Below are 24308 nucleotides of genomic sequence, written 5' to 3'. Positions count from 1 at the left end.
TCACCTTAAGTCAGCGACTCATCAGAAACTTTTATACTAGGCCTAAACCAATGTAAGGATATAGCTGATGTAAACTCTCGTTAACTCAATCAATGATGACCTTATGACCGCACAACGTACATTCTGGACGCTAGTAATTTCAGCCGCCGCAATTCTGGCTGTGACTATGGGTATACGACAGTCATTGGGCTTATTCCTATCACCATTAAACACCTCAACTGGCTTAGGCATTGTGACGGTGAGTTTTGCCATGGCCGTTGCCCAATTTACATGGGGTTTAGCGCAGCCACTCTTTGGAATGCTTGCCGATAAAGTTGGCTCTTATAAGGTCATCGTATTGGGCACTTTGCTGCTGGCTGTGGGCTTGGCAGCCACCCCATTTATGAGCTCTGGCTTTGGTTTGATGTTTGCAATCGGCATCCTGACCGCAGTAGGTGCCGGTGCGGGAAGCTTCTCGATTTTAATTGGTGCTGCAGCGCAGCGATTGCCTGCAGAAAGCCGCTCTAAGGCTGCAGGGTTTATCAATGCCGGTGGCTCATTAGGGCAGTTTATTTTCGCTCCCATCACGCAGGCTTTAATCAGCTCATTTAATTGGGTTATCGCTATATTTGCCTTGGCAGCCACTTCACTGACGACCATTCTTTTAGCGCTGCCGTTACGCGAGAAAAAAGACATTGTGGATAAACGTGTAGTAGCACAGGCAGATGGGATGAGCTTGAAGCAGCAACTACGCATTTCGTTTAAAGATAGAAGTTTTCTTTGCTTGAATGCAGGGTTCTTCACCTGTGGCTTTCACATTGCTTTTTTAGTGACTCATCTGCCTGGTGAAGTAAGTCTATGCGGCTTGCCAGCCTCTGTAGGGGCCTTGTCACTTGCCATTATTGGTCTCTCAAACGTAGTCGGTAGCATTGCCGCTGGTTTGCTAGGGCAAGTTAAGCGTATGAAAATGATTCTGTTCTGGATGTATGCTTCACGCGCGGTAGCCATCGCGATATATCTGATTGCGCCTAAAACAGAATTAACCTTTTATCTTTTTGCAGCCATACTAGGGCTCACTTGGCTGGCAACGGTACCGCCCACAGCGGGGCTAATTGGAAAGCTATTTGGCCCGCGCTATTTAGCTACGCTGTTTGGATTTACGCTACTTAGCCATCAGATTGGCGGTTTCTTTGGTGCATGGCTGGGGGGGGATCACATTCGTGCAAAGCGGTAGCTACGAATGGATGTGGTACGCAGATATTGCGCTTGCAGGCATTGCCGCGTTAGTTAATCTTCCCATTCGTGAGGAACATCCCAAGTTGTCCATGACATCAGCTTAGTGCTTCAGCGCTGTTCAGTCATTGTTTTTCATGTTGCGATAGTACGCAATTCAGACTTTTTGAATTAATACAGCACAGTTGATGTAGTCAACTGTGCTGCTAAACTGCATTAACTAAGCTTGATAACGACTAGCGGCTTGTGTGTGTGATAAATTAGGCCCAAGTGCTTTGCGGGCATTATCTAATGCATGCCATTCTTCAATGTTGGGTAGTGATGGGATAGTAATCACTTCACCTAAATCAAAGCCAGCCAGTGCGGCATCCACCAAATTTTCCGGGGTCATTACGATCTGAGCCGGTAGATTATTTATTGGTAATCCGCTTTTGTCCCAGAACGGAGTGTCAATAGCCCCAGGTAATACGGCCTGAACCCTGATGCCTTTATCTGCAAGCTCATGATGCATTGACTGTGTGAAATTAACGACGTACGACTTCGAGCCGCTATACGCGCCATTTAAAAGCTCCGGGGCAAGCGCAACGATAGATGCAATATTGATGATTGCACCATGCGCATTTGCAATCAAGCCCGGCACAATTGCTGCAGAAAGCCTAGTCAGTGCGATGACATTTAATGAAATCATTGTTTCAATATCATCCATGTTGGAATCTGCAAGTTTAGTCACTGCACCCAGACCTGCATTATTGACCAGCAGACTAATGCTTTTATCAGCTTTTAAAAGATTTTCTATCTGCGCTAACTCTGATTTTATTGTCAGGTCGGCAGGTACTACTGCCACATTGACGTTGTAATCAGATTTTATTTTGTTAGCAACAGCATTTAACTTGCTTTCATCACGAGCAACTAAAATCAGATTATATCCTCGCTTAGCCAGTCTATCTGCATACACTGCACCCATGCCAGTTGATGCTCCAGTGATTAACGCTTTACCTTGATTTGCTTTTGAATTCATAACAACCTCACCTATATAAAATGAATGAAAATATATTTAAATACCAATCGGTAAATAAATATAATTCAGCATCACTTGCCTTGTCAACACTTTTTTGTAACAATTGGTATATTATTTATTTTGTGAAATTTAGCGATGTCTATTGATATTAAAAAATTACGTGGTCGGCCTAGAGTTTTCGATATGGATGAAGCGCTAGATAAGGCTTTAGCTATTTTTTGGAAAAGAGGCTATGAAGGCGCATCGCTGGCGGAGCTCACTGAAACGCTGGGGATAAATAAACCTAGTTTGTATGCTGCGTTTGGCAACAAGGAGGAGCTATTCAAAAAGTCGCTATCAAGATATACATCAGGGCCAGTGGCTTTTGTGAAAGACGTTATTAATGAACCCACAGCTTTCAAGGTGGCTGAGCGCTTTTTATTGAACGCAGCAGAGTTCCTTACCGCCCCTGATCATCCCAAAGGTTGCATGATTGTTCAGGCAGCATTATCTAGTGGAGAAAACTCCGATCTGGTTAAGGATTTATTGATTCAATATCGATATGCTTATGAGCATCAGTTAGCAGTACGTTTTGAACAGGCCAAAATCGATGGAGATTTGCCTAGTGATGCAAACGCTAAATCTCTAGCTAAATATTTGGCGACGTTACATCAGGGTATGTCGGTACAGGCAACCAGTGGTACTAGCAAAGATGAGCTTTTAGAAATGGCTGAATTAGCACTTAAGAATTGGCCGACTAAAGTAAATTGAGTTGTTCTACAACTCAAAATGACGTCACTATTCCAATAGCTTGTTATCTCCGATAGACTACGAAAATCAATTCAGAAAAACGGCTGACTAGTGTCTATAAAACCGGCTAAGTCCATGGTTTTGTTTGAGGCGCTTAGCCATGATGCACCTATAAAAAGTAATTTAAGTGTAAAAAAACTTTTTATAGGTACGATGGTTATGTGTTTAGTAACACTTAAAACCCCATAAGAGTAAATAAGAGCCACATTTCTGCAGGAAATTGTTAGCTATTAACATTTGTAACGGAAGCAGAATGTTGCCTCAGCAAAAAGGAAGCAGAACTTTGCCAAGCGGCAAAGTTCTGCTTCTAGTGACAGGTAAACTAACCAATTGATTTTTATGGCGCGCCCCAAATGATGAAGATGGGCACTGGGAAACTGAATTCTTACTGGGCTGATTGAATCACTAACTCTGACAAAAATGAGAATTGGAAAATCACTTTTTTAATAGAGTGGATATTATTCTTATTATCATAATGAGGATGATTAGAAATATAAAGCAATCTGCTAGCTGGCTCCCAAAATGAAAATATTCTGAGTCTGGGATGTAGACTTGCTTACCGTCTCTAAACCATGGGGCATATACTACAAAAAAATTCCCATTCCAATAGTTAAGTATGAATGCATCATTTGTAGGAGCTTCAAACACGTGATCTAAAACAGTATGAAAGGGGGCTTTTTCATACGAGTAGCCACGACCCTCATAATTGTTGTCATTATTATCCATCCATGACTTTACCTCTTTCCGATCTGGTAAATGAGAATTCTCTATTTGATACTTTTTTATATAAATAGAGAGTTTGTCAACTAAAGGTATATTGTATGGATCTATATCAACAATTTGAGTTGATTTTGTTTTTAATACTGAATCAATCAGGTGAATAGTAGTCACCAAACCTGCAAGGGCAAGCACAGCAATAACAAAGTATTTAATTACGTTCATTTTGAGTAACCTTCAGTTCAGTTTCGACATTATTGAATGTCTACTGCATTCTGGGAAGCCCACACATGTATCTAGTGAGCACTTGATGCAATTGGTAGATAAACGTTTTGCTGTAGTAGCGGATGAGTCACAAGCGGTACGTTTATGACTACAGGTAATGATAGGCAATAAAAAAGGGCTAAACAATTAAGTTTAACCCTTTGATATTACTACTATATATGGTGCGCTCAAGAGGATGAAGCTGGGCAATGGGAGGAAGTTGTTTTAGTTTCCTAATTGACTCATCGATGCAAACAAAACTGCGAGTTGAGTCATATCTATTTTTATAGCTTGAATGCCTGCTTTCTCCTCTAATCCGACAAGTGTAAGCACAATTATTTATTTTTAGGTGTCAGTAAAAATGCACGTAAACGACCTTTATAAACTCCATTTCCAACAATTGAACCAGAGTCATTGATTGCTTTAGCAGTCTTTAACTCCCAGCCAAGAGTAGGATCAATTAAGTTGTTAAGGTCATATGCTTTATTTTTAATCCATAATGCCGCGTGCTGTGTATGCCCAGCATCAAGTATCGCATAACCTACTATATGATTACTTTCATTAATACTTAAAGCGCCACATCCTTTCCACTCGTCTAAGCTCTGAAGCTCGGTAGCACTTCCATTGCTCCAAAGAAATGCTCGCTCTTTATACAACGTCGTGGTGTCGTCAGTTAGACTTAAATGACCAACGACATTTCCTTTATTATTAATATCAAAAGCTTCACTATAAATATTGTTTATACTGTTTAATATAGTAGGGATGCCATTGCTCCAAACTGCTGCGTGTCTTTTAAACTGACTATAGCTAATGAAACCAGCCACTTTGCCGCTATCATTTATTGCATTTGCTTGACTAGCTTGAGCATCTTTTGGGTTGAGATTTGTATAATTGTCTTTGCTCCATAGCATGGCTGTAGTATGTGCATGACTTTTAGTGTTGGTGTATGCGGCAGAGTAACCTGCCACTTGACCATTGACATTTATGCTGTTGGCTACATGAAAATCGAACTTTCCAGCAATATCAGTTATCTTGCCATTTATCCATATTGCAGCATGTGCATTACTAGGAGGAGGGTAGGTTGAATATCCTACAATTTGACCATTAAGATTGATGTCTTTGGCTATGCTGTGACCCTCTGTAACTCGACCGTTTTTAATTACTTTACCTTCAAAAGTACCAAGATCAATAATTTGACCATTGCTCCACAGGGTAGCGTGCTCTCCATCTGGAGTATAAGAACTCCCTACAATTTTCCCGTCGTTATTAATACTTTCAGCAGAACTATCTCTCCCGCCTAAACTACCTAGTTCAATGATATTAAACGCAATCTGCGAATATTCAGATTCAGTTGCTAATGCCAGCGTTGGTAAGAAAAGAAGAAGTATAAATACTCTCAAATTTAGTTCCTTATAGAACAATTTCAAATATTGGATATAGATTAGTTTCTGCATTAATAGTTATTCTTTCCCCGTTTATGTAACACGGGGGGCTATAAATACATGACCAAATAATACTATATCTACCCATGCTTATTTTCAATTATTCTCGTATGTCTATTGACATTCATTTAAATTGCATATAATTTGTTCGTATGTTAATCAACATATGGATAAATTACATGAAATCAGAATTACTACACGAGCTTTGGTCAAGTCCTGACAATAACCGTCTCGTATCAAAACAATTTTCATTCCGCTTGCCTGTGCATATCGCTGCAAAAATTAATGCACTTGGCGAAATGTACCCACAAAAAAATCGCACCCAAATTGTCGCTGATTTGCTTTCGACAGCACTTGATGATCTTGAGAAAAATCTTCCACACAAATTCATGGAGGCTCCAGAGTACATACAACAAAACCAAGCGGAGGCAGCTCGTGATTTAGGTTTTGATTTTAATACTGTGTATGAGCTGGCTGGAAGTCGAGGAGATTTTAGATCTTTGTCAAATAAGTACTACAGAGAATATGAAAAAGAGCTAGGTAATGAGTCGCCAGTGAAGCTTTATGAGGATATATATGGATCGAAAGAGTATTTAGAAAGCACATTAAAGTGAGTTTTAATTTCCTGATCTCAGGTTTTGATACTATCGAGTGTGCATATTATTTAATGCGCATGGATGACTGTCAGCTTGATTTTATTGATTTAGATGTTCAGAAACAATTGCTTAAGCATGGTAAGTCCAAGCAAGGTAAACCGATCACTTTAGGCAATGAAGAGTTTATGTTGGCTTCATATGGCTCATCTAGTGGCTATCCATTCATGATAGAAAATGATGCTTACGTGATTCAGTTCGGTGAAATGAATCGACCAAACTTTTTTGTGAAATACCGTAGCATTGCACTTTGGCATCATGGTGCACAAGCTTTGCATGAGCGATTCTTGGTATGGGCTGCATCAGTGGGCATGACTCCTAACCGACCTGAGAAGCTATCGCGTGTTGATTTTGCCTTTGATTATCAAATCCCTGAAATTGATTTTGATGAAGATAGCTTCGTTACTTCTGCGAAAAAAGATAACCAGCATCGCAAGAATGGAAAAATCCAAACCCTCAAATTTGGCACTGATCAGATTGTGCTGCGCATATATAACAAGACAGATGAGATTGAAGAAAAAAGCCACAAAACTTGGCTTTATGATTTATGGAAAACAGATAAAAACGTATGGCGTATTGAGTGGCAAGTGCGTAAACAATTTCTTAAATTCATGAGTATTGAAGCATTCTCAGATTTAGCCGACTTACAAGGCGATATGCTTAGATTACTTGTTAAAGACCATACAACACTCAGAATTAAATCAAACGATAGTAATCGGTCACGCTGGGCTATGCATCCGCTTTGGCTAGACCTCATCGAACGTGTGAATCAAATGGAAGGACTAGGCTTAGTAAGAAGCTTAGATATGCCTGCTTTGATTGAACAGCGCTTTTGCCGAATGGCGATTAGTGTTTATGGATATATTAAGCGTGTTGCTGCCATTAATCAGATTTATTCAGGTGAGGACAAATCCTATGTCGATGAAGCATTCACACATTTACAAAATCGTATTATGGAAATCCATGATCCATTAACTTGGCAGATGGATGTGGATCGTAGAGTAAAAGAAATGAGATTGGGCGAATGGTAAGCGCTCATGTGTTCAAAATGATATTGGATTTGCTTAATGCACGTAAAAGCAAAATACTGACCTATGCACAGGTCGCTATGACTGAGAGTCAGTTTAAGGCTTACAGGAGCCTTGTGTTGGATGAACTAGGCAAAGAAGGTCTGGAGTCAGAGTTAGCAAAACTACTGGATGAAGGTAATCATTTAGTAAAGAACAGGCAAGGGCAGGAATAGACTATGCGCGAAAGGGGGTGCCATCATGAGTGGAAGCAAATTCAAACTTAGAAATTCGTTTCAATACTCAGCATATCGCGCTTAGTATTCTTGACGAAGAACTCGCTTTAATTGAATCAATCATGCCTGATCTTATTCTTGCAATGATGCAGGAACATCAAGACGATGATTAATAGGTAATAGGAGAACACCTCATGCACGTCGCACTCTATGCTCGCGTTTCTACCGTTAGACAAGCTGACAATGACTTATCAATCCCTGATCAGTTAAGGCAGCTCAATGAATGGTGCAAAGCAAACGGTCATTTAGTCGTGCATGAGTACGTTGAACCTGGTGCATCTGCCACCGATGATAAACGCCCAGCATTTCAGCAGCTCATCAATGATGCCATGCAAAAGCCTCAAGCTTTTGAAGCGATCATCATTCACAGTCTCTCACGCTTCTTTAGAGATGCGATTCAGTTCGGTGTCTATGAACGCAAGCTCGGTAAAAACAAAGTCAAAGTAATTTCCATTACACAACAGACTAGCGACGATTCCGCGGGTGAAATGATGCGTCGTATCATCAGCACCTTTGATGAATACAACTCAAAAGAAAATAGTAAGCACACTTCACGTGCCATGAAAGAAAATGCACGTCAGGGCTACTTCAACGGCTCAAAACCACCGTTTGGCTTTATTGCTGCCTCCACAGAAACCGACGGCAGTCACGGACGTAAAAAGAAAAAGCTAGAGATCAACGAAGCTGAAGCAGGCATCGTGCGCATGATCTATGAGTTATACCTTAACGGCTCTCAAGGCAGAGTCATGGGGATTAAAGAGATCGGCAAGCATCTCACCGACAAAGGCTTACTCATGCGTGGTAAACCTTGGGGCATTCAGAAGGTACATAAAATACTGTCTGATACGCTCTACATGGGCGATTACTATTTCAACGTTATTGATTCAAGAACAAGACAAAAGCGACCACCAACTGAGTGGGTCAAAACTAATATACCAGTGATCATCGACGCGGCGGTGTTTGAGCGCGTGCGCGCAAAGCGACAGCTGCGCACACCCGATCAAACACCACCGCGTATTACAACATCACCCACATTATTAACTGGACTACTCAAGTGTGGCGAATGTGGTGGCAGCATGACCTTAGTCACAGGTAAAAGTGGGCGCTATAAATACTACAAATGCACCACACGCCAAAACAAAGGCAATCACGCTTGTTCTAGCGGTAACCATCCAATGGAAGCCACAGATCAACAGGTGCTGAATAAGCTCGCTGACAGGGTTTTTACGCCTGAACGTGTGCATAGCATGATGACAGCACTCCGTAAGCGCATTAAAAGCAGCAAAGACCTACAGCAGCAACGCGTCAATGAACTGAATCGACAATTGAAACAAATCGAAGAACGTCAGCACAGATTACTAGACGCGATTGAAACAGGTATCGTTGAACTTGATGAGACCGTCCAGCGTCGTGCCCAACAGCTAAAGTCTGCGCGAGAGGCGCTATTGATAGAGCAAGCAGGGGTTCGACGTGAACATTCCCTCCCTGTAGACCAGCTCAAAGCCAGCCAAGTAGAAACGTTTGCTAAGACCTTAAAAGCTAAACTGCTTGCCAAAGACTCTGCTATCGCAAAAAGCTACTTAAATCTATTAGTCGATGAAATTGTATTGGTAGATAAGACAGCCACAATAAAAGGCAGCTATGGTGCGTTAGCGCATGCGGTAACGATAGGCGATAAAAAAGTGGGTCACCTGAAACAAGTGCCCACTTCTATATCTGTTTGGTGCGCCCGGCGGGATTCGAACCCACTACCCTCGGCTTCGGAAACCGATACTCTATCCAAATGAGCTACGGGCGCTAAGTAGCGTTGCATTATAGCAAACTGAAGTGCAGTATGTTGCCTTAATACGCAACCGAGCCAAGCGGCTAGGGCATATTTTTTGTAGTTGTGCTTTTTGTCATAAGCTAAAGTGTAGGTATAATAAGGTTTTTATCCATATATTTTCAGGAACAAACGTAATGAGCAATGTAGATAATGAAGCTAAAGGCTACTCTCTAGGGCAGGTTCTGCTCGCGACTTTTGCTGGTGTCGTTGGTATTGTTGCATTTATAGTGATTGTCGCTAAAGTTTTTGGTGTAACAGATCCAGTGGAAGTTGATGAGCCTGTGGCGGCGGTAGCAGCTAAGCTTGAAGAAAACATTAAACCTGTTGCGGTTGTAGAGGTTGCAGAAGAAACTACTGGTGCCACAGCTGGTAAGAGTGGTGCTGAGGTAGTGAAAGCGGTTTGTTCTATGTGTCACGCGGCTGGCTTAATGAATGCGCCAAAAATTGGTGATAATTCACAATGGGCTCCACGTATCGCTCAGGGTTACCAAACATTAGTAAAACATGCGCTTGAGGGTATCCGTAGCATGCCTGCTCGTGGTGGTAATCCAGCGTTAACAGATGATGAAATAGCGGCTGCAGTGGCTGAAATGGCAAACGCATCAGGCGCTAAATTTACTGCACCTAAACCAAAGGCGGCTGATGCAGCACCTGCGGCAAAAGCAGCCGAAGCTGCACCTGCAGTGACTGAGCCTGTTAAAGCGGCTGAGCCAGCAAAGGCAGCAAAAGGAGCGGACCTTGTTGCTGCAGCTGCAGCCTCTGCACCAGTTGCTGCTGGTAAAAGTGGCGAGGATGTATATAAAGCCGTTTGTTCTATGTGTCACGCCGCAGGCTTGATGAACGCGCCGAAGTTTGGTGATAAAGCGCAGTGGGAGCCTCGTGTTAAACAAGGTTATGACACATTGGTTAGCCATGCAATTAATGGCGTACGTACGATGCCAGCTAAAGGCGGTAACCCAGCGTTATCAGATGCAGAAGTTGCTGCGGCAGTAAAACATATGGCAAATGCTGCGGGTGCCGGGTTTTAAGTAGAGATTTTTGCAAGGTAGTACACTAAAGCCACTTGATACATTAAGTGGCTTTTTTATTGGCGTTTATTTTAATCATTGAGGTGGTGTTGGTTCGTGGCTACTTATGCAATAGGTGATATACAAGGTTGTTATCATGCTTTTCAGGCATTATTAACACGCCTTAAATTTGATCAAGATAAAGACCAGCTTTGGCTGGTGGGTGACTTAATTAACCGTGGCAGTGGCACATTAGAGGTGTTGCGCTGGTGTTATGCTCACCAAAATAGTTTGCGTATTGTGTTAGGTAATCATGATTTGCATGCCATCGTGGTGGCCGCTGGTATCGTTGCTGCGCATCGGGGTGACACTTTACAATCGCTGCTGGCTGCTGACGACCGAGACCTGCTGCTAGATTGGCTGCGTCGCCAGCCTCTGGTGTATCAGGATTCTGATTACTTAATGGTACACGCAGGCTTGCTGCCGCAATGGACTGTGGAGCAAACCCTAAGCTATGCGGCAGAGGTAGAGTCAGCATTACGGGGTGAAGATTACCTGCATTTTCTAACGCATATGTATGGTAATTTACCCAATTGCTGGACACCGGATTTAATGGGGGTTGATCGCCTACGTGTCATTACTAATGCGGCAACGCGCTTGCGTATATGCACCGCAGACGGTGAAATGGAGTTTAAATTTAAGGGGGAGTTGCAAGATATCCCCCATGGTTATATGCCTTGGTTTGATGTGCCTTCACGCGCAAGCAAAGATACTCAGGTGATTTTTGGTCATTGGTCTGCGTTAGGGCTGCAACAGCGTAAAAATCTATTTGCTTTAGATACCGGATGTTTATGGGGCGGCAAGTTAACTGCAATGAATTTAGCCACCAAAGAAATTGTGCAGGTCGATGCCCACCCTTTAGATAAGCCAGTAGCAATACAAAAATCAGAGCATTAATTGCTTGCGAATTAAACCCTCAATATGCAGTGTAAGTGTGCGCCTGTCCATTGTCGCATATTCTGCTGGCGTAATTGGTGCTAAGAAGTGCAGCACGATGACTGGGTTTTCTTGCAATAGCATACTGCGCATGGATTCAACCAAGGTGGTTTCACCTGCGTAAGCAACTTGGGTGTTGATGCTGCCATCGGCGTTGGGGTAGTGTAAGGCCACAGGCCAAATGGATGACTTTGCCAGAATGGCCGCCTGAATTAGGCTGCTCTTAAATGGCTTCATTTCTGTGCCGTCTGTCGTAGTGCCCTCAGGAAACAAACATAAATTATCGCCACTCTGCAGGCTGTCGTGGGCGATCTCAATCGTACGTTTGGCGTCCTGCCGTTTACTGCGGTCAATGAATAATGTATTGGCTTTGCTAACAAGAAAGCCAAAAATTGGCCAGTTCTTAATTTCAGATTTAGCAATAAAGCGTAACGGAATCAAACTGTTGAGTGCGTGGATGTCAGACCATGAAATATGGTTCGCCACAAACATGATGCTGTTGAGTGCAGGGTTGCTGTTAGGTAGCACTCCAGTCTTTTTTACTTGAATGTTAAATGCTGCGAGTAAGCCGGTGCACCACCACTGAATGAGCTTAGCCTTTATTTGATTGCCAGCAAATGGAAATAAAACGGATGCCAAAATCAAGCCTACGCAGGTGTGGAACACGATGCGCGCTACTCGGTAATAGCGGGTGAGGGCATTAGTGTGGCCGGGGCTAGGTTGTGTTGTTTGCAAAGTAACTGAGCTAATCAAGGGGCGAGCTTTTATTTTACATGAGTTATATGGCATTGCAGCAGGCAATATGCCGCAACCGTGATGCTTTCAACCTTAAGGTACGATGGATAGCTTGCCACAGCGAGGTGGCAAATATAAAGCGAATCGGCACTCAGTTTATTTTAAGAAATGTGCTGCGTATCTTGGGTTGATTCTAGATAATGGCAGCATCACTAGCATATCCGCTGTGTTGAAATAAGGGTCCCAAGCAGGCTCGCCGCAGATGTAGGCACCTAGGCGCAAATAGCCTTTAATCAGCGGAGGGCATGCCACTTGTATGTTGTTATGCAATGCTTGTATTGGCAGCGGGTTGCGTGCAAATACACGGTACTCTAAAGGGGATAAGTATTCGTCACGTAACTTGTTGTAAAGGCTAGCTGCACTGTGGCCGCCATCTGACATGCTCATGCTGCCACAACCAATCATGTACTCGTAGTTATGAATCTGCATGTACTTGGCAAGGCCCGCCCATAACATGGTAATGGTCCCGCCGTTGCGGTAGTTCTGGTGTACGCACGCTCTACCAACCTCAACAGTGCGGTCAAATAGATGGGATAGTCGGCTTAAATCAAATTCACCGGCCGAGTAATAGCCACCAGCTTCATTCGCCTTAGATGGGCTTAGTATTCTATAAGTGCCAATGACTTGATTAGTGCCGCTGTCGCGCACAATTAAATGGTCGCAAAACTGGTCGAATCCATCAATATCTAAGCCGCCAGTACCTGAAAGTTGTGCGCCCATTTCTTCAGCAAATACTTTATAGCGCAAGCGTTGTGCCTCTTCAATTTCAGCCTGCGTGTGTGCCAAGTTTACATATAGCCTTCTTTGTGATGCGGGCTCTTGGTTACGTGCATTAATGCTTTCAATTAAGGTTAAATCTTTACGCATGATCAGGCTACTCTCCATAAAATTTTCTTTTAAGCTTGTACAGCACTTTAAAGATGGAATATGAAGGATTAATGACGCGCAGATGATGCTTTGTTGACAGCAGTTCGGTGTGTTGCAAAGCTACATTCAAGCATGATGTAACTAGTGGGGGTGCTTAGCTTTAGTTTGCTAGATTTAGTAATTGAGTGAGTGTTTTGTATAAAAACTGCGACCCATGATGCCTGAATTATCGCTCAGACATCATGGTGGTTGTCAGCGTTAGGCGCTGTTTAGTGTGATACGCGAGTAGTGCCGCCGTTTTCAATTAGGCGTACTCTTTGTCCTGCTGAAAATGCTTCATCCGCTTCTTGTACGACTGCAAGCAGGCCGCCACCATCTAGTTTGACAGTGATTTCTAATGCATCTTTCCTTGTGGCTACTTCTTCAGCAGCAGAGCCTGCAAGACCGCCAACCACAGCGCCAAGCACTGCGGCAATCGTGCTGCCTTTGCCGCCGCCCACTGAGCTACCTGCGATGCCGCCAACCGCACCACCAGCTAGGGTGCCAATCGGTGATTTGGTGCCTTCAAGCTTTACTTGGCGCACACTTTCTACAGTACCAGTTCTTACGGTTTGTGTTTTTCTGGCATCTTCTCTGCTATACACAGAACCAGAGTTGGAACTTGCACAAGCAGCTAAAAATACGCTGAGTACGCCTACTGCGATAAGTCGACTGATATGCATTTTCTTTTTTCCTTTAATCAGTGAATATAAATTTTAAAAGTTTTAACCCTACGTACACACTAAAGCAGCCAGTATTTAGTTGGCTAAGCCTTCTGTTAACGCTGTTTCATTAACGAGCGCTTGGGTGTAAATAACCTCAATCTCTGTACGTGTTGGTGCATGGTTCTGCCCGCCACGGTGAGCAATTTTAATTGCGCCCATGGTCGAAGCAAGTCTGCCGCAAGTTGGCCAATCCCAGCCTTTAGCAATACCGTACAACAAGCCTGCGCGGTACGCATCGCCACAGCCGGTAGGGTCAACAATCTTATCTGCCACAACGCATGGAATATCAAAGCGTTGACCGTCAGCATAAATTTGTGAACCCTGGCCGCCTAGGGTTACGACCAAAGCTTTAACTTTTAGTGCCAACTCTTCGAGTGATAATCCAGTTTTATCTTGAATAATTTGTGACTCATAATCATTGACTGCGAGGTAGTCTGCCATTTCAATGAACTGCAGCAGCTCTTCACCGTTGAACATCGGTAAGCCTTGCCCTGGGTCGAATAAGAACGGAATGCCTGCCTCATGGCATTCACGTGCGTGCTGAAACATGCCGTCTCGGCCATCGGGTGCAATCACTGCCAAGGTAACATCTTTAGCCTCTTTCACGCTGTTTTGGTGTGACTCTATCATCGCGCCTGGGTGAAATGCCGTGATCTGATTGTCATCGGTATCTGTGGTAATGAACGCCTGGGCAGTAAAGCTGTTAGGAATAATTTTGATGTGGGCTGTGTTGATTTTATTTGTGTTTAGCCATTGTGTGTAAGTGCCAAAATCTTCACCAGCAGTTGCCATGATGAGCGGGTTGCCATCGAGCAGTTGCAGGTTATAAGCAATATTACCTGCCGTGCCGCCAAACTCACGACGCATTTCCGGTACGTAAAACGCAACGCTTAAAGCGTGAATTTTATCTGGCAAGATATGGTTTTTGAATTTATCTTGAAACACCATGATGGTGTCAAAGGCGAGTGAGCCGCAAATAAGTGTATGCATGGAATTAACGCAGAAATAAAAAAGAATCATTATCTTAGGTATTAGCCTAGATAGGCAAGTTTAATAGATAAGCGAGCTAATCAGTACTGGCATTTGCTGGGCACGATGCGCCTGTTTGTTTTATTGCGTTGATGCGCCGTCAATCAGGATTTTGGCTGCTGTTTTTGCGTATTTAATCGCACCAGAGCCGCGTTTCATTTGCTCAGCCTGTACTGCGCCTTCAAATATTAAGGATAGCTGCAACGATAAGCCTTCAGCATCTTTAATGTTGGCCTCTGTGGCTAAGTGGTGAATATATTGCTTAAATTGCTGCGATTGCTGTGAGGATAACTGATGTACTGGGTTATCTTCTTGAGGGAACTCTGCCGAGGCTTTAATAAAACCTACGCCATGGAAGTCAGGCGATGTGACCCACTCTTCAATGTAGTCAAATAGCTTTTGCAGTTTTTCGCTGGGTTGCTTGGTGTTGCTGCTCAGTTTGTCGTTGAGCCAGTTTTGAAAGTCCAGATGACCTTGTTTCAGTACTTCGAGAATGAGTACCTCTTTGCTGCCAAAATATTTATACAGCGTCATTTTGGTGGTGCCGGCGACAGCCACAATGGTATCAACCCCAGTCGAGTTAATGCCCTGCGTTTGGAATAGATTGCTCGCAGTAGTGAGTATTTTTTCACGTAGGCCAGTCATAACACCATTATACTAATCTGTATAGCGTGATTGCAACAGTTATTATTTAGCTCTTTTTGCTACTTAGAGGCAGCCATCAGCATTGGCGTAAAGTTGCATCGTATTTTTTCTAGGTACACATTGGCAATGGCAAGGTCTTCAAGGTTAGAAGGCAGTTTGCCGCCCACTACATTTTCTAAGTAAATGGCTTTATGCTTATCTGGCATTTGCAATACTTCAGGGAACTGACACGAGCCTTGGCGCATTAGCTCAAATTTAGCGTACATCTGCGTTGCGTCTTGTGCAGTCAGGGGTTGCCCTTGCGTTGCCGCTAGTGTGGTGGCGTGCGTATCGTTTGTTTCAGCACGCATGTTGGGTGTCGCTTGCTGATCTTTTAAGTATGGTGCCCATATGAGTGACGCACAGATGGCCAGCGTTAAAGTTGCTGCAATGCTATAAGCCACAGGCTTAGTCATCGTTCGCTTAATCTCTGTGACCGCTGCCGGCTGAGTTTGCGCCAAGATGAGGGCATTGGCTGCTTTCTTGGCATGCATCAGGCTGTTGCTCAGTGGGTGTGTGATATCTTGCTGCGCGGCATTGCGTGCAATCAAGACAATATGTTCAGCTAAGATTTCAGGGCTTTCTGCACCTAAAGCTTGTGCTTGCGCTATGCAATAGCTCAGCAATAATGCATGGTTGGCGTTGCTTAAGTGACAATGTTTCAGCATGTTGGGTGCTTTTAACCAGTCATTAAGAATATCAAATAGGCTTAATAAACGCCCCTCAGGTGTATTGCTGGATTTGGCTAACATGTAAATGAGCCAAGACGAACCTAGTAGGTCATAATCATCATTATTCATGTTTAATCTTTCTATTAAAAAGGTTTAACCACAACCAGTATGACAATGGCGATGAGAATCAGCACTGGCAGTTCATTAAACCAGCGATACCAAATATGGCTATGTTGGTTTTTATCCAGCCTGAAGTCATTCACCAGTTTGCCGCAGTAAACATGGTAACCAATCAGTATGGTAACCAGTGTTAGCTTGGCGTGCATCCACGCACCAGAAATACCATAACCTAACCATAGCCAGAGCCCAAACCCAAGTGCCAATAAAGCGAGTGGCAGCATAAAACGGTAAAGTTTTTTTTCCATCAACTTCAGGCGTTCAGAGGTGTTTTGGTCGGGAGTTGCGCTATCTAGCACCATGGCGTGGTTAACAAATAGTCTGGGCAGGTAAAATAAGCCTGCAAACCAGCTAGTGATAAAAATAATGTGTAGCGCTTTAATCCAAAGCATTTAAACACCTAACTCTTTATTTAATAATTGCTGTAATGCGGCAAAATCTAACTCGCCCATGGTTCTTTGTAATAAGTCACCTTGTTTGTTGTAGATAAATGCGGTGGGGGTTAGTCGGACTTGGCCAAATAGCTCGGTGAGCGCTGCGCTTTGGTCATATGTTACTGGGAAGGGCAGTTGTTGGGCTTTACTATAGTTTTTGATTTGCGAGATTTCGTCATGCGGCATGGCAACCGCGATGATTTCAAGCCCCTTGGATTGGTAAGCGTTATATGTTTTAATTAACTCGGGCATTTCTTTAATGCAGCCTGGGCAGTCTGTGGCCCAGAAATTAACGATGACGACCTTATCTTTCAAAGATGCCATAGAGATTTGTTTGCCATCAATCGTGTTAAATGTCACATCCGGTGCTTGCGGTTTTTTGGTCAGTTGCAGCCCTAGCAGCGCTAAAAGTGCAATAATAATAATCGGCAGTAAAGATTTCTTTAATAATTGTTTCATCTTGGTAGTCTAACTTTATTAATGGATATTCTGGGTGAATTTTTTTCAGGTGTAGCTATCATAAATGTGTGTACGTGATAAATAACCATATCACAGTCGCGCTTATTTGCTAGCTTACACCATGTTATAATGATTCTTTAATAGCAAAGCTATTTGTCAAAAACTACAATGAACGCACCTCTATTAAGCACTATTTTAAACGCAGAGCCTAAGCCTGCAACGCGCTTGCGCGAAATTCCCTACAACTATACTTCTTTCTCTGACCGTGAAATTGTCATTCGGTTTCTTGGTGAAGAAATTTGGAGTATTTTAAATGAATTGCGCGGCGAGCGTAAAACTGGGCGTTCCGCACGCATGCTGTTTGAAGTGCTGGGCGACTTATGGGTAGTATCACGCAACCCATATCTGCAAGATGACCTATTAGAGAATCCTAAGCGTTGCAAAGCGTTAGTCGATGCGTTGAAGCACCGCATTGCCGCCATTGATGAGCGCAGTGCCGGTAACGCAAAAGTGCTTAAGCTGGTGGTGGCTGCACGCCAAGCCGTGACTAAGTTCGAGAATGAATTCAAGCACACGGCTAATCTGCGCAAAAAAGCGCTGGCTAAACTTTCAAAAATTACGCGCAAAGATAATGTGAAGTTTGATGGCTTGTCACGCGTGTCTCACGTGACTGATGCTACTGACTGGCGTGTTGAATATCCATTCTTGGTATTAACGCCAGATACCGAGAGCGAAATTGCGGCCATGGTACGCGCTTGTATCGAGTTAGGGCTTACTATCATCCCACGTGGTGGTGGTACTGGCTATACCGGTGGTGCTGTTCCATTAACACCTTTATCAGCAGTCATTAACACAGAAAAACTGGATCAGCATACAGGCGTGCAAATGCGCACCTTGCCTGGTGTTGCACGCCAGGTTGCCACCATTGAGTGTGGTGCTGGTGTAGTTACCAGGCGCGCGATGGAAGCGGCTTCTGACGCAGGCTTAGAGTTTGCTTGTGACCCAACCAGTGCGGATGCCTCTTGTATCGGTGGTAACGTAGCCATGAATGCGGGCGGTAAAAAAGCCGTGTTATGGGGTACTGCCTTGGATAACTTGGCCTCATGGCGCATGGTGACGCCAGATGGTGAGTGGATGGAAGTTGAGCGCCTAGACCACAACCTAGGCAAGATTCACGACATTGAGATGGCTAGATTTAAAATCAGCCGTTACAGCGAAGACATGAAAACGCTGTTGTCTGAGCCTGAGATTTTAGAAATTCCAGGCCCAAGTTTCCGTAAAGTTGGCTTGGGTAAAGACGTTACCGATAAATTTTTATCTGGCTTGCCTGGTATTCAAAAAGAGGGTTGTGATGGTTTAATTACTAGCGCTACCTTCATTTTGCACCGTATGCCTAAGTATGTGCGTACCCTTGCCTTGGAGTTCTTTGGCAATGTATCGCATGCAGTGCCGGCTATCGTTGAAATTAAAGATTACCTAGATGCAACGGCGAAACAAACGCCAGCTGTGATTATGGCTGGACTTGAGCATATGGATGAGCGCTATATTAAAGCGGTGGGTTATGCCACTAAAGCCGCTCGTCAGCAACGTCCTAAAATGGTGTTGATTGCTGATATTGCTTCAGATGATGAAAACGCAGTGGGTGAAGTTGCCTCAAGCATGGTGCGTTTATGTAACGCACGTAATGGTGAAGGCTTTATTGCGGTTTCTAGTGAATCCCGTAAAAAGTTCTGGCTAGACCGTGCCAGAACCGCAGCGATTGCTAAGCACACCAATGCGTTCAAAATCAATGAAGACGTAGTGATTCCATTACCGCGTTTGGGTGATTACTCTGATGGTATCGAGCGCATTAATATTGATTTATCTATCAGAAACAAGCTTAAGCTGATTGATGCCTTAAAAGTCTTTATGCAAGGCGAATTGCCATTGCAAGCGGATGAAGAGGGTAATGCCGATTTAAATATGGTGAAAACCAAACAAACAATGGCGTTGGCATTGTTGGATGATTTGCGTGCACGCTGGAGTTTCGTTTTAGATAATCTGGATGAGCCTGTTTCCGTGTTGGGTGAGGCTGGCAAAGCCTATGCACATTATGAAAATGTGTTCAGAGCGGTGCAGTCTTATGATTTACGAATTTCATGGAAACGCGAGCTCAAGCGTCCAATGGCAGATATTTTTGCTGGGCGTGAGTATCAAAAAATTCTTGAGCGCTGCGATGAGATTCATAAGCAAGTGCTGAAAAGCCGCGTGTTTATTGCATTGCATATGCATGCGGGTGACGGAAACGTACATACCAACATCCCAGTAAACTCTGATGACTACGGCATGATGCAGGATGCACATGCGGCCGTAGCTAAGGTCATGGCGCTGGCACGTAATTTAGACGGCGTGATTTCTGGTGAGCACGGTATCGGCATTACCAAAATGGAGTTTTTGGATCAATCTACCATTGATACATTTACTACCTATAAAAATAAAGTAGACCCGAACGGACACTTTAATAAAGGTAAATTGCTGGCTGGCTCTGGCTTAGAGAATGCTTATACGCCAAGCTTTGGTTTGCTTGAGCAAGAGTCCATCATTATGGAGCAATCTGCAATTGGAGAAATTGCAGACGACATTAGTGATTGTTTACGTTGCGGCAAGTGTAAGCCCGTATGTACTACCCATGTGCCACGTGCAAACTTATTGTATAGCCCACGTAATAAGATTTTAGGTACGTCATTGCTGATTGAAGCCTTCTTGTACGAAGAGCAAACACGTCGTGGCATTTCAATTAAGCATTTTGATGAGTTTAATGATGTTGCAGACCATTGTACGGTTTGCCATCGTTGCGAAAAGCCGTGTCCTGTGGATATCGACTTTGGCGATGTTTCAATCAAAATGCGTAATTTCTTGCGTGAGCAAGGTAAGAAGCAATTTAACCCAGGCACCGCGCTAGGTATGGCATTTTTGAATGCTAAAGACCCTGCCACCATTAAATTATTACGCACTGTCATGATTAATTGGGGTTATAAAGCGCAAAACCTTGCACATGGCTTGGCTAAGCGCTTTGGCTTGTTGCGTGATAAAAAACTCCCGCCAGCGACTGTCGGTAAGGCTGATATCAAAGCGCAGGTGATTCATTTTATTAATCGTCCAATGCCGAAGAAAATGCAATCTAAGACTTCACGTGCGATGTTAGGTTTAGAAGACGATCATATGATTCCGGTAATCCGTAACCCACAAAAGGTGACGGATGATTCTGAAGCAGTGTTCTACTTCCCAGGATGCGGCTCTGAGCGTTTGTTCTCAAACGTAGGTTTAGCTACGCAGGCGATGCTATATGAAGTTGGTGCGATTACAGTATTGCCACCAGGCTATCTATGTTGTGGCTACCCGCAAACTTCTGCAGGCAATCATGATAAAGGTCAGGAAATCACGGCAGATAACCGCGTGCTGTTCCATCGTGTTGCTAACACATTGAATTATCTTGATATTAAAACGGTGATTGTGTCGTGCGGTACTTGTATGGACCAATTGCAAAAGTACGAATTTGAAAAGATTTTCCCAGGCTGCCGCTTGTTAGATATTCATGAGTATCTCATGGAGAAAGATGTGCGCTTGCAAGGCGTTACCGGTACACGCTATATGTATCACGATCCTTGCCATACGCCGATGAAAACGTACAAGCCACTGGAAGTGACCAATAAATTAATGGGCCAAGATGTTGCATTGAATGATAGATGCTGCGGTGAGAGCGGTACATTTGCGGTGGCACGTCCGGATATTTCTACGCAAGTGAAAATGCGTAAACAGGAAGAGCTGGAAAAAGGCATGCAGCAAATGGGCTTGACCGTAGGTGCACCAGAAGAGCAAGTGAAAATACTGACTTCTTGCCCAAGCTGCTTACAGGGTCTATCACGTTACGGTGAAGATACTGGTATTGAAGCTGACTACATTGTGGTGGAAATGGCTAAACATATTCTAGGTGAGAACTGGATGCAAGAGTATGTACATAAAGCCAACAATGGCGGTATTGAGAAAGTATTGTTGTAACAGTAGGTGCGCCCATGTAGATTGCATACGCAATTTACATGGGTCGTAGCAGTGACTGGTTAGGCTGGCGTTTGATGAAGCAGTGTTGCGCAGTGGTTACATGCTCAGCGCATGTTCTGCCTAAGCGTGTGTGCGTTACGCTGTGTGGCTAAAACGGTAAGAATAGTGCGGTAGCAAGGTTCTGCACCACGCGTGAAATCAAGCGCTGCGACTTCTCAGCCAGCACAAGTGCATACAGGTCTATGCGGCCAATCATTTTGCCAAACTCACGTTCAAACGATAAGTTCTTATCATGCTCGTTAATCTCATTGCTGAGCAAGTACAATGCGCCGGTTTCGTCTCTGGCATTCGATAGTTTCCACACGGCAATTTCTATGTTGCGCGCCACATTGTATATGCGCTGCGGGTCTAGGCTGTCTGTGAAATAAAACTCGGTTTTGTCGTTATGTGCTTTTAACAGCATGGTGTGTAGGCCGACGGTGAAGGCTAACACTCGGTCACCTTTAAACTCAGGATTAAATGCCAAGAAAATTGCATCAGTCGTCACGAGATTGTTAATCTCGGGTAATTGGTAGTGATGCTGCGCTGCGCCATCAAACACCCAATCAATCATTTTTTCAGCAGGGTCTGAGGTACTTTTCTTGAGTTCCTGCGGGTTGCGTTTGTACAGTTTAAGCATCAGCAAGCGCAAGCTCTGTGCGTTCTCACGCATTTCTACATCAGCCATTCTATCGATATCTGCTTTTGCAATTTGGCTAATCGTACTTTTGTCTTTTTGGTCTGGAACGCTCTTTTTACCGTTTTTATCCAGTGGTACATTGGTGGCGCAGGCAGAGAATAAAAAGACACATCCAATATAAGGTGTGATTTTCTTTAACTGAGCGGAGATGCTAGTCACTTTTGTATAATCCGAGCTTTAGGGAAAACTGCACTGAATGTACTGCCCGCACCCAGTTCACTGGTGATTTCAAGTCTGGCCTGATGTCTGGTTAAGATATGCTTGACGATAGACAGACCTAACCCGGTGCCGCCAGTTTCACGACTGCGGCTTCTATCTACACGATAAAAGCGCTCAGTTAAGCGATGGATGTGCTGCTGGTCGATACCTATCCCGTTATCTGAGACGCTAAAAACACCTTGGTTATGGTGTAGTTGCCAACTAATATTGATTTCACCGCCCTCTGGTGTGTAGCGTATGGCGTTGCTTACTAAGTTGCCTAAAGCGCTTTGCAGCTCATCCACTGCGCCAGATAAATCGAAATGCGGATTGGTTTGCGCGTTAATCTTGTGTTTGCCTTGGCTCAGCGCATTGGCGTCATTCAATAACATATTCATGAGCATGGACATGTTGATCGGGTTGTTGTCGGGCGCCTGCGTGTTGCTTTCTATATGTGAAAGGGTGAGCAAGTCTTCTATCAGACGTCGCATACGTGTCGTCTGGTCTTGCATCATGCCAAAGTAGCTGCGTATGTTGCTGGGAATTGCACCTTCCATGTCTGAAAGCGTTTCAATAAAACCGCCAACTACGGTCAGTGGCGTGCGTAACTCGTGTGACACATTGGCAATAAAGTCTCGGCGCATCGCGTCAACTTTCTCAATTTGTGTGACATCGCGACTAATCAGTAGTTTTTGTTTGGTGGCCAGCGGGATTAGCCAAATTTCCAGCGTAGACTCAGTGCTCTTAATGTCTTTTAGTTTAAACGGCTCGTCATATACTTCATTATACAAATAGGCAATGAAGTGGCTGCTTCTAAGCAAGTTAACTATCGGTAGGTTTTGATCGGTTTTAAGATCTAGCCCCAGTTGGTATTCTGCATGCGACGTACACCACTCAATGGTATTGGCTGCACTGAGGATGACTAGCCCATCCGGAATCGCATTTGCGACAATCTGAAAGCGTTCTAACGCAGAGTTTAATTCTGTCTGCTTTAGCGTATTGCTACGTTCGTATTTCAGTAAGCTGCTGTACACATCCTCCCACAACCCTGAGCCCTCTGGCACCTGACGTATGTCTGGCGTTTTGAGCCAGTTGTTGAGTTGATGTATCCAGTAAATATGGCCAACGAGATAAAGTAACAGCCCCAGTGTAAATACAACCAAGGCAGTTACCAAGCTTGAAATTAGCCAAAGAAAAACGCTCACGATACTTAGAGCGCAAATAAATAAGGCGGCTTTCCAGCGTATATCAATCACGAGTCATATTTTCAGTTGTTTTTATTAAAGTGATTATAGCGAGGATTTACAAGTAAGCATCAATTTTTGATGTCATGCGTAATCACTTGATGACCGGCATACAGCTGTTTAGTTGTGACTGGCTTCGCTCGGTTGCGAAGATAGTCGGTAACCGGCGCCTCTTACTGTTTGAATCAGGTCTTCGTGACCGGATGCAGATAGTGCATTGCGTAAGCGTCTGATATGAACATCTACGGTGCGGTCCTCAACAAACACACGGTCGCCCCAAACTTTGTCCAGCAATTGGCTACGCGTATGCACACGTTCCGCATTGGTCATGAAGAAGTGTAATAGTCTGAACTCTGTCGGTCCTAAATCGATGGTTTTTTGATTGCCAGTCACGCGGTGGGTGGTTGGGTCTAATCGCAACCCGCTAAGCTCGATCGGGTCGTCTGTCATTTGTGGCGCTCTGCGACGTAGCACCGCTTTGATGCGTGCATTAAGTTCGCGAGGGCTAAATGGTTTTGTGACATAGTCATCGGCACCAACTTCTAAGCCACGCACCTTGTCGTACTCTTCACCACGTGCGGTGAGCATGATGATAGGAATGTTTTTGGTGTAGGTGTCTGATTTAAGTTTGCGTGCAAGCTCTAGCCCATTCATGCCAGGCAGCATCCAGTCTAGTAGGATTAAATCAGGCACAGTTTCACGCATGAGGTCTAGTGCAATCTCACCGCTAAGTGCGCGAATTGCGTTGTGACCAGCCTGGGTAATGTTTAGAGCTAGTAACTCTTGAATGGCTGGTTCGTCTTCAATTACTAATATATTGGCTGGCATATATATTTCCTCAATTAATTTGCCTCGGATATTTAAGCCTAATCAGTTTATGACGCTAATATGACATATTCATGACAAAGTTTAAACATGTATATATGCAAGTAAATGCAATAACTAAATTGCCATTTTTAACAAATTGTTACACTATACCGTTA

At 43.9% G+C, this 24308-nt stretch carries 23 protein-coding genes, 1 tRNA gene and 1 pseudogene; 10 read left to right on the top strand and 15 right to left on the bottom strand.

Annotation, left to right across the window (positions count from 1 at the left end; translation table 11 throughout):
* The first annotated feature begins 103 nt into the window (after positions 1 to 103).
* A complete protein-coding gene (locus ACSSU7_RS07080) occupies positions 104 to 1213 on the top strand; it encodes an MFS transporter (protein ID WP_492515860.1) in 1110 nt (369 codons plus the stop codon).
* 219 nt (positions 1214 to 1432) lie between these two features.
* Here the strand turns inward: ACSSU7_RS07080 and ACSSU7_RS07075 are convergent, their stop codons facing one another.
* Entirely contained in the window at positions 1433 to 2230 is a 798-nt protein-coding gene (locus tag ACSSU7_RS07075; RefSeq protein ID WP_492515859.1) for an SDR family NAD(P)-dependent oxidoreductase, read from the bottom strand.
* Between the two features lie 135 nt (positions 2231 to 2365).
* On the opposite strand from ACSSU7_RS07075, the gene ACSSU7_RS07070 reads away from it, so the two are divergent.
* Complete coding sequence (locus ACSSU7_RS07070; RefSeq protein WP_492515858.1) at positions 2366 to 2980, top strand: TetR/AcrR family transcriptional regulator; 615 nt, start codon at positions 2366 to 2368, stop codon at positions 2978 to 2980.
* 474 nt (positions 2981 to 3454) lie between these two features.
* Here ACSSU7_RS07070 and ACSSU7_RS07065 read toward each other — a convergent pair whose 3' ends face one another.
* Together ACSSU7_RS07065 and ACSSU7_RS07060 are read right to left on the bottom strand one after the other, a co-directional pair.
* Positions 3455 to 3961 carry a hypothetical protein gene (locus tag ACSSU7_RS07065; protein WP_492515857.1) on the bottom strand — a complete coding sequence of 169 codons (507 nt, stop codon included), beginning with the start codon at positions 3959 to 3961 and terminating at the stop codon, positions 3455 to 3457.
* A gap of 374 nt (positions 3962 to 4335) precedes the next feature.
* Complete coding sequence (locus tag ACSSU7_RS07060; protein WP_492515856.1) at positions 4336 to 5400, bottom strand: DUF3466 family protein; 1065 nt, start codon at positions 5398 to 5400, stop codon at positions 4336 to 4338.
* 221 nt (positions 5401 to 5621) lie between these two features.
* Here ACSSU7_RS07060 and ACSSU7_RS07055 point away from each other — a divergent pair, with 221 nt between their 5' ends.
* The 5 genes and pseudogenes from ACSSU7_RS07055 to ACSSU7_RS07035 all read left to right on the top strand — a co-directional run.
* Positions 5622 to 6056 (top strand): hypothetical protein, encoded by a 435-nt coding sequence (locus tag ACSSU7_RS07055; RefSeq protein WP_492515855.1) that lies wholly within the window; start codon positions 5622 to 5624, stop codon positions 6054 to 6056.
* Positions 6053 to 7126, top strand: coding sequence for a phage/plasmid replication domain-containing protein (locus ACSSU7_RS07050; RefSeq protein WP_492515854.1), 1074 nt, complete (start codon positions 6053 to 6055; stop codon positions 7124 to 7126). The genes ACSSU7_RS07055 and ACSSU7_RS07050 overlap by 4 nt, the downstream gene beginning before the upstream one ends.
* A 17-nt stretch (positions 7127 to 7143) precedes the next feature.
* Entirely contained in the window at positions 7144 to 7338 is a 195-nt protein-coding gene (locus ACSSU7_RS07045) for a hypothetical protein (RefSeq protein WP_492517774.1), read from the top strand.
* A gap of 29 nt (positions 7339 to 7367) precedes the next feature.
* A complete protein-coding gene (locus ACSSU7_RS07040; RefSeq protein ID WP_492515853.1) occupies positions 7368 to 7511 on the top strand; it encodes a hypothetical protein in 144 nt (47 codons plus the stop codon).
* A gap of 21 nt (positions 7512 to 7532) precedes the next feature.
* Positions 7533 to 8549 (top strand): annotated as a pseudogene (locus tag ACSSU7_RS07035) (recombinase family protein); the annotation flags it as partial.
* Positions 8550 to 9119: 570 nt separating this feature from the next.
* Here the strand turns inward: ACSSU7_RS07035 and ACSSU7_RS07030 are convergent.
* Positions 9120 to 9196 (bottom strand) — tRNA-Arg (locus tag ACSSU7_RS07030).
* Positions 9197 to 9357: 161 nt separating this feature from the next.
* Between ACSSU7_RS07030 and ACSSU7_RS07025 the strand changes: the two genes are divergently transcribed.
* Together ACSSU7_RS07025 and ACSSU7_RS07020 are read left to right on the top strand one after the other, a co-directional pair.
* The gene (locus ACSSU7_RS07025) at positions 9358 to 10251 is read left to right on the top strand and encodes a c-type cytochrome (RefSeq protein WP_492515852.1); all 894 of its coding nucleotides are present in this window, start codon (positions 9358 to 9360) and stop codon (positions 10249 to 10251) included.
* A 96-nt stretch (positions 10252 to 10347) separates the two neighbouring features.
* Positions 10348 to 11187, top strand: a complete 840-nt coding sequence (locus ACSSU7_RS07020; protein WP_492515851.1) for a symmetrical bis(5'-nucleosyl)-tetraphosphatase — start codon at positions 10348 to 10350, stop codon at positions 11185 to 11187.
* On the opposite strand, the gene ACSSU7_RS07015 is transcribed toward ACSSU7_RS07020, so the two are convergent.
* The 8 genes from ACSSU7_RS07015 to ACSSU7_RS06980 all read right to left on the bottom strand — a co-directional run bounded on the left by ACSSU7_RS07015 (position 11176) and on the right by ACSSU7_RS06980 (position 17106).
* Positions 11176 to 11961 carry a lysophospholipid acyltransferase family protein gene (locus ACSSU7_RS07015; RefSeq protein ID WP_492515850.1) on the bottom strand — a complete coding sequence of 262 codons (786 nt, stop codon included), beginning with the start codon at positions 11959 to 11961 and terminating at the stop codon, positions 11176 to 11178. The genes ACSSU7_RS07020 and ACSSU7_RS07015 overlap by 12 nt on opposite strands.
* A gap of 156 nt (positions 11962 to 12117) precedes the next feature.
* Positions 12118 to 12888 (bottom strand): GNAT family N-acetyltransferase, encoded by a 771-nt coding sequence (locus ACSSU7_RS07010; protein WP_492515849.1) that lies wholly within the window; start codon positions 12886 to 12888, stop codon positions 12118 to 12120.
* Positions 12889 to 13157: 269 nt separating this feature from the next.
* Positions 13158 to 13610: an outer membrane lipoprotein gene (locus ACSSU7_RS07005; RefSeq protein ID WP_492515848.1), complete on the bottom strand. Its 453-nt coding sequence runs from the start codon at positions 13608 to 13610 to the stop codon at positions 13158 to 13160.
* Between the two features lie 75 nt (positions 13611 to 13685).
* A complete protein-coding gene (locus ACSSU7_RS07000; protein WP_492515847.1) occupies positions 13686 to 14642 on the bottom strand; it encodes a carbohydrate kinase family protein in 957 nt (318 codons plus the stop codon).
* A 120-nt stretch (positions 14643 to 14762) separates the two neighbouring features.
* On the bottom strand, positions 14763 to 15326 hold the full coding sequence (locus tag ACSSU7_RS06995) for a TetR/AcrR family transcriptional regulator (RefSeq protein WP_492515846.1): 564 nt from the start codon (positions 15324 to 15326) through the stop codon (positions 14763 to 14765).
* A 59-nt stretch (positions 15327 to 15385) separates the two neighbouring features.
* Complete coding sequence (locus ACSSU7_RS06990) at positions 15386 to 16165, bottom strand: hypothetical protein (RefSeq protein WP_492515845.1); 780 nt, start codon at positions 16163 to 16165, stop codon at positions 15386 to 15388.
* Positions 16166 to 16179: 14 nt separating this feature from the next.
* Entirely contained in the window at positions 16180 to 16605 is a 426-nt protein-coding gene (locus ACSSU7_RS06985; protein WP_492515844.1) for a CopD family protein, read from the bottom strand.
* Positions 16606 to 17106 carry a peroxiredoxin family protein gene (locus tag ACSSU7_RS06980; RefSeq protein WP_492515843.1) on the bottom strand — a complete coding sequence of 167 codons (501 nt, stop codon included), beginning with the start codon at positions 17104 to 17106 and terminating at the stop codon, positions 16606 to 16608.
* Between the two features lie 168 nt (positions 17107 to 17274).
* Between ACSSU7_RS06980 and ACSSU7_RS06975 the strand changes: the two genes are divergently transcribed.
* On the top strand, positions 17275 to 21144 hold the full coding sequence (locus ACSSU7_RS06975; RefSeq protein WP_492515842.1) for a DUF3683 domain-containing protein: 3870 nt from the start codon (positions 17275 to 17277) through the stop codon (positions 21142 to 21144).
* Positions 21145 to 21292: 148 nt separating this feature from the next.
* Here ACSSU7_RS06975 and ACSSU7_RS06970 read toward each other — a convergent pair whose 3' ends face one another.
* The 3 genes from ACSSU7_RS06970 to phoB form a co-directional block, all read right to left on the bottom strand.
* Positions 21293 to 22042 (bottom strand): hypothetical protein, encoded by a 750-nt coding sequence (locus ACSSU7_RS06970; RefSeq protein WP_492515841.1) that lies wholly within the window; start codon positions 22040 to 22042, stop codon positions 21293 to 21295.
* Positions 22039 to 23337 (bottom strand): phosphate regulon sensor histidine kinase PhoR, encoded by a 1299-nt coding sequence (phoR, locus tag ACSSU7_RS06965; protein ID WP_492515840.1) that lies wholly within the window; start codon positions 23335 to 23337, stop codon positions 22039 to 22041. The genes ACSSU7_RS06970 and phoR overlap by 4 nt, the downstream gene beginning before the upstream one ends.
* A gap of 108 nt (positions 23338 to 23445) precedes the next feature.
* The gene (gene phoB / locus ACSSU7_RS06960; protein WP_331019709.1) at positions 23446 to 24153 is read right to left on the bottom strand and encodes a phosphate regulon transcriptional regulator PhoB; all 708 of its coding nucleotides are present in this window, start codon (positions 24151 to 24153) and stop codon (positions 23446 to 23448) included.
* Positions 24154 to 24308: the final 155 nt, after the last annotated feature.

The sequence above is a fragment of the Methylotenera sp. E1MeOHC1 genome (assembly GCF_058745595.1).
Note: the sequence above shows the minus strand (reverse complement) of the source record. Positions and strands in the feature narration are given on the sequence as shown.